Annotated in this window: 4 protein-coding genes and 1 pseudogene; 2 read left to right on the top strand and 3 right to left on the bottom strand. The window is 42.5% G+C overall.

The genetic code is table 11. The features are described 5' to 3' along the window. Window positions 1-98: 98 nt before the first annotated feature. Window positions 99-983 carry a LysR substrate-binding domain-containing protein gene (locus AB6C75_RS22490; RefSeq protein WP_372109333.1) on the bottom strand — a complete coding sequence of 295 codons (885 nt, stop codon included), beginning with the start codon at window positions 981-983 and terminating at the stop codon, window positions 99-101. 256 nt (window positions 984-1,239) lie between these two features. Here AB6C75_RS22490 and AB6C75_RS22495 point away from each other — a divergent pair, with 256 nt between their 5' ends. Together AB6C75_RS22495 and AB6C75_RS22500 are read left to right on the top strand one after the other, a co-directional pair. Further along, entirely contained in the window at window positions 1,240-1,479 is a 240-nt protein-coding gene (locus AB6C75_RS22495; RefSeq protein WP_372109335.1) for a hypothetical protein, read from the top strand. Between the two features lie 240 nt (window positions 1,480-1,719). Then, window positions 1,720-2,037 (top strand): Dabb family protein, encoded by a 318-nt coding sequence (locus AB6C75_RS22500; RefSeq protein WP_102496019.1) that lies wholly within the window; start codon window positions 1,720-1,722, stop codon window positions 2,035-2,037. Window positions 2,038-2,130: 93 nt separating this feature from the next. On the opposite strand, the pseudogene AB6C75_RS22505 reads toward AB6C75_RS22500, so the two are convergent. Together AB6C75_RS22505 and AB6C75_RS22510 are read right to left on the bottom strand one after the other, a co-directional pair. Further along, window positions 2,131-3,225 (bottom strand): annotated as a pseudogene (locus AB6C75_RS22505) (DUF3103 domain-containing protein); the annotation flags it as partial. 487 nt (window positions 3,226-3,712) lie between these two features. After that, window positions 3,713-5,536 (bottom strand): M4 family metallopeptidase, encoded by a 1,824-nt coding sequence (locus AB6C75_RS22510; protein WP_372109337.1) that lies wholly within the window; start codon window positions 5,534-5,536, stop codon window positions 3,713-3,715. Window positions 5,537-6,184 lie beyond the last annotated feature (648 nt).

Here is a 6,184-nt window from a genome sequence, read left to right on the forward strand (position 1 = left end):
CAACGGTATGCTAAGAACAAAAATGCCGTTCACTCTTAAGTGAACGGCATTACCTCTCAAGGAGCCTTTTTTCGATCATAAAGCCGTTATCGGTTGATCTACGCTTGCTTGTTTTTCAGAGCGGATTTCAGAATTTGTAATAGCCATTGATTCAAAGGCGCGTCTTTCTGTGAGCGACGGCAGCTCATTACATAGCTGACATCGATAGTCAGCTTTTCCGGCAAATCAATACTACGAAAACCTTCTGGTACGTTGCCATTGAGGGTGATACTAAAATAGTCAGATTTAAGTACGACATCATGAATCATTGCAGGGTGGTCAACTTCTATTTTTGGGTTTACGTGAAAACCGATATTCCTAAGTCGATCAAGGATAGGGTATTTATTGTCATTCCATCCCGGGGTTTTAAATAGAATGATTGGGTAGTTGGCGAGCGACTCAAAGTCTTGTGCTGGATGATCCTCTCTCACGAAGAAAACCACTTTGCCTTTGCCGAATTCCATTTGAGAAATCGACTGTGGCAAGGTTTCATCAAAGTAATGAACCGCTATGGATTCTTCGCCGTCGATGAGTCTGTTCCTCACATTGCTTCCCCATCGAACGAATGAGTAGTGAGCATGCGGGGCTTCTTTACTCAGAGCAAAGTAGAGCTTCGAACCAAAACGCTCCCAGAACAGGGTATTCGCGTAGATTTTGATATCGCCTTGGTAAGTTTCTGGCGAGAACACTTGGTGTGTTATGGCTTCAACGCTGCTCAGGATCTTCTCAAAGTTTTCGATGTTGGTTTCAACAAAAGTCGTGGGTTCAAACCCGTGTTTGGTTTGAATGAACAGCGGATCATCGAGCTGTAACTTTAACTTCGAAAGGTTCTTGCTGATCGCACCGGAGGTTTTGCCTAGCGACTCGGCAACCAATCCAACATTGCGAAGTTCATACATACGCTTGATTACGAGGATATTTTGAATGTCTAGATTGATGTCCACAGGCTCTCCAAATGAATCCTTTTATAGGCAGTAATCTCGGCGCGGCAGGCGTACTGAGATTATGTGACTCTAATATCATATTGCCAATAAAAATCTTATAAGACAGCACCGCGTCAGAACTTCGCTAATCCCTTGATTTTCCATTTGGTAAATCTTGCTTTTCCTCGAGTCGTTATCACTCAAGCGCTAAAGTTACCCCAACAAAGAAACACAGATGTCAAACGAACAAACAATTAAAAATAATATGAGGTGATGTATGAACAAGTTTATCGTACTAGGCTTGATGGCTCTTTCAATGAACACAGCTTTCGCTGCTGACGGAACGTATACCGGTACTATCGACATGGCAACGAGCGAAGCTAATCAAGTAAAGGCTGAGCGTGTTGAATCTGACTTAACACTGGAAGGAAGAAATGAAGCTGCTTACGGTGGTTTAAAGTTTCAAACGAACATTACGCAAGACCAAGCGATTCAGTTGAATGGTCGTCGCGACTAACGCTCAAATCGTGCTTACGAGCGGGATAGGCTCGAACACCCAGCACATAATTATGAAAATGCTGCGCCCTAGGGTGCAGCATTTTTCGTTATTGGGTTGTGGAGTATTTTATAAACTCTAGCGATCTAGCCTTGGCATGTTGTGTAACGTGTGGCATTTTGTTGTTCTCTAATTTAGATCGCTATTGGGTGTTGGTTAAGCATTACAAACCAGTAAGCGAACGACTCGAAAGGACAAGGAATGACTCAAAAAGAAACGGGAATGATTCGTCATATTCTACTGATTAAGTTTAAAGAAAACGCTGAAGCTTCAGAGGTTCAAAAACTAAAGATGCTGTTTGAAGCGATGCCAAACAAGGTTGAAGGGGTCACTTCAGTAGAATGGGGATTAAATGACAGCCCTGAAAACAAGAATCAAGGTTATACCCACTCGGTGTTAATGACGTTCGCCGATGAAGAAGGCCGCCAGAATTACCTTCCGCACCCTGAGCATGATGCGCTGAAAGAAGTATTTCGTCCGTTGCTAGATGATATTATCGTGTTTGATTACTCCCTGTAATTAGGTTCTGAGTAGGTCTCTTGTGTTTGACTTACCTTCGATAATGAAGAGTTAGGGCTTGTGTGACTAAGCCCTAACTAAATGAGAAACGACTTACTCTGTCGGCGAGATAGTCACAGGGGCAAACGATGCAACAGCATTTCCACCAGCGCCTGGGCGGTCTACATAAGGTGTGTTCTGCATTAAGGTGTAGTACACGTCCACGAAGTCGTCATCATTGACTAATACGCCATCAGGAATCACATCGATAATCTTGCCTGTGATCTGAGGGATGATCGCATAACCTTGAACTTCTGGATCAGGAATCATCTTCAGTATCTCTTCTGCGGCTTGAACTAAGAGTTTTGCTAGCGCTTTGTAGTCTGTGCCATCATCGTGTTCCATTAAAATCATGTCCGCAGCACCCCAACGGTAGCGAGGCCAAAAGACGACGGTTTGATTTGGGTAATATGTTTGCTTGTCGTAATCGAGATAAGGCATATCAACGAGATCAATTTGTGGCTCTAAACGACTTGAATCGACACCTGTCACAATAGCGTAGATTTCCGCTTTACCTGAGATCCAAGGTTCTTGGTCTACTTCCAAACGAATCTGAGTTAATTGAGTTGTGCTTAACGGTTTTGGTTCAGGCTGGTCGACAAAAGCGAAAGCTCTAGCGTGATTGTTTTTGTTATTAAATTGACGACTATCACTGTCAGTATCGGCATTGATTTGTGTGGTTGTCCCTAGCTTTTGCATCTCAGCTTGCATCGCCATTAAGCCTGCTTTGAGCTCTTCAGCGCCATTGCTGTCCACAACAAACACAGGAACGTCAGGCATTTGGTACACGTCTAATTGATGAACTTGTCCGTATACATCATACGCTTCAATGTATTGCCAATTTGAATCATCGCCCGATGGTTCGAATGCAAATAATGGGTTCTCGCCATTTTTCCACGCTTGGATCATCGCTTCATCAGCCATGCGAATCTCTAATACAGAGTCGCTAAAATCTTCAATACCTTTCATTTTACGATAGCTTAGGTCAGCTTCTTCCATCTCGTAAGAAAATGCAGAATAAGCTTGAGAAGCGCCAAGTGTGTCGAGTGAGGTTGATGGGTGTTTCTCTGTGATCTGATCTTTTAATTGGATCTCAAGGTCGGAATAACGCTCGCTGATTTGCAAAGCCAAAGATTGTTTTTGCGCAGCACTGCTCTTTGTAATAGATGTGGGCTCTGAAATAAAGTGCGGCTCTGAAATAGAGAGTGGATCTACGGGAGAGATTGATTTTGCCGTGTCGATATTATTTGCATAAGACTGGAAGCCAACCACTGTCGTTGCAAGCGCCATACTGATAGGAAAAGATGGTCTCATAAATAATCCTTATTTTAATTTTTATCATTAATAGAGCTTTTGCCCTATAAGGATTAACCTATCAGTAACGTGAATGTGTTCAAGAGTTAGTCAGTTATTTTTGTTTCGTTGTGCAGCACAGGATCTCAATTTAAACTGTTTTTATAAAATAACACCTAGACAATCTTGATGTTTATAAATTAATAAGCGTATCAGTAAATAACTTACAATATTATTAGCTACTACGGTGTGTCATAAAAAACCTACTCAAAGTGAGTAGGTTTTATTTCGTGGTTAACCGCTAGTTCTCGATTTACAACTTGTTTGAGAGGCTCGCTCCAACTCAATCTAAACGTAACGTTAGGTCAGAATAGTTAGAGTACCCTCGCAGTAACACATGATAAGTCACGCCCGGTTGAGCGTTCACACTGCACTGCTCATTGTTTCCTGCACGATAAGGACGGCAATCGTAACTCGATGTTGTTGGCTTGCTTCCCGATTTCACGTAAAGATCGGCATCGCCTGAACCGCCAGACATTGAAACCGTCACGCTGGATGCAGAATCAACAGTGAACGTGTAGAAGCTCTCTGAAGATTGGTTCCCGCTTAGGTTCGTAATTGGTGTGCCTTTCGTCAGCACATTGCCAGTTGGTGGCGTTGAACCACAACTCGCATTCACGCCTACGGTATTAAAAGCATCTTCAACATCGGCAACCACATAGCCCATGTCTGCAGCGGCTTTCGCTACGCCACACGCACCGGCATCAAAGGTACTGTTTGCCGTCCAATACAGTTGGTTTGCGACTGTGAATATTTCAAAGCCCTTACGTACATTCCAACCCGATTTGTTCGCTAAAAGGTAAAAGGCGCGGTTATAAACACCGCTAGATAAGTGAACGTTCAAACCGTCGTAGTATTGAGAGGCATGATCAATCGAGCGGCCATCTTTTGAAGGTTGATCAAAGTAGCGCAAACCACCTTCTGATTTAAATATATCGCTACCGACCACCCAATCCACACTGCCACGTAAGTAGTATTCAGCCGCTTCGCCCGCAATATCGGAGAAGGCTTCATTGATACCGCCCGACATGTTTTGGTACACAAGGCCGGAGTTTTGCTCGGTGAACCCGTGGCTAACCTCGTGAGCACTCACGTTGATATCGACCAATGGGTAAAAGGTGTTTTTGCCATCCCCAAATGTCATGGATGAGCCATTCCAAAAGGCGTTTTCATAATCGGTACCGTAATGAACGCGCATCGTCAGCTGGAAAGTTAAAGGCGACGTGTTCATCCACTCTTTGTACATATCGAATACGACATTACCAAAATAGTGCGCATCGTTAAGAGGCGAGTAAGCCCCGTTGATGTATTTATGATCGGTGTAGTTAGTTCCGTCGGCACAGTTGTAGCTGTAGGCTGCGCTGCCAGACGTTCCGTTCCTCAAATCGACTGTCTTAACTGAATCATTTTCTAACGTACAAGTCGTGCCTGTTTTGTCGATGGGAAAGCTAGGGAAGTCACTGCCATATTCATATCGAGTGGTTTTGAGGTTGCCACCTGGGCCAGTACCTAGTGCTTTAGCGTGGTTTAGTCCATTCCATTTTTGGAGCACATCGCCAGTCGTAGCATCAATAAAGTAGAAAGGGCGCTCTGGCATTGAGGCCGCGATAAAGAAATCGACCAGATACACCACTTGGGCGACTTGGTTCTCATCCAATCTCACCATCAGTTTCGCGTTTTTATTTTCAATCGACTTTTTGCCGACAGTAAACGTGCGGTGAGAGGAAATAGCGGCTTCAATCGCTTGTTCCTCATTCAGCTTTGGTGCGATGCTGGACAAGTCTCCACTGATCCCTTGTGCCATTGAACCGAATACTTGAGTGGGTTGGTTCTTGGAAAGGGTGGCGACAACGGAGGTATCAAAGACGGGTAAACCTAGGTGAGTTTGTTGATAGCGGACTTTGGTTTTCCCATTGGGCAATACCACCCGTTTAACTTCAGAAAAACCTAATTCTAGTGGGGCAACACTCTTCGACTGAGCGACGAGGCTTTGTTGTAGCAGTGTATCGTTATCGACTCTGACCATTTCTGCAGCGTGTGCATTAAAGCCAAAAGATGTACCTAGAATAGCTGCTATTTTCCAGCTTAGTTGACGTTGTTGGTTCATTTTTCGTTCCTGATTTTAATATAAACTCCTTCTTCCCAACGGCTTTATAGGAAGTCTATATGCAACACGCTAATGCCATGTGTTGCGAATCAAGATTGGAAGAGCATTTCGGCTTATGACAAGTTTTATAGGGAGATTAAATTTTAGAGTATGTAATTCAAAGTTTACAAAAATTCTTATTGATCAATTTGTTTTTATAAAATTCAATTTTATTATTTATCGTAAATGTATGAAGGGGTGGGAGTTATTAAAAGCCACTTTGTTTTAATTTATAGAATGAAAGCACCTGAGTTAACTTCGATATTTTTCTAATTTTATCTTAATTACAAATGAGTAAATAAGTAGGTTTTTGGAAGTGTAAATATTGTTCTTATTATCAATAGTAAACTTGTTTTAACAATACCACTAAGCACAGATCTCAACTTTTTTAACACTTAGTCTCGTTAGATAGGAAAACATCTACATTTTCATGTTCAATCACAAATTAGTAAGCATAAGTAATTGTTATTAAAAGAGTCAGTCGTTTAAGATAGGCTACATAAGAAACTAGACAGAAAAATTCTGCATTTAAATAAAGAATTTTTCTGTCTAATAGCTGTTGAACTAAGCCGCTTCGCGGAGGGCTTTCCTCTCACTTACCTGATAGAC

The sequence above is a fragment of the Vibrio sp. 10N.237.312.B06 genome (assembly GCF_041464685.1).
Lineage (GTDB): Bacteria > Pseudomonadota > Gammaproteobacteria > Enterobacterales > Vibrionaceae > Vibrio > Vibrio tasmaniensis_A.

What these genes read in the sequence shown, in the direction of transcription:
- AB6C75_RS22495 (WP_372109335.1), top strand. Translation starts at nt 1,240, where the DNA reads ATGAACAAGTTTATCGTACTAGGCTTGATGGCTCTTTCAATGAACACA.
- AB6C75_RS22510 (WP_372109337.1), bottom strand. Translation starts at nt 5,536, where the DNA reads ATGAACCAACAACGTCAACTAAGCTGGAAAATAGCAGCTATTCTAGGT.
- AB6C75_RS22500 (WP_102496019.1), top strand. Translation starts at nt 1,720, where the DNA reads ATGACTCAAAAAGAAACGGGAATGATTCGTCATATTCTACTGATTAAG.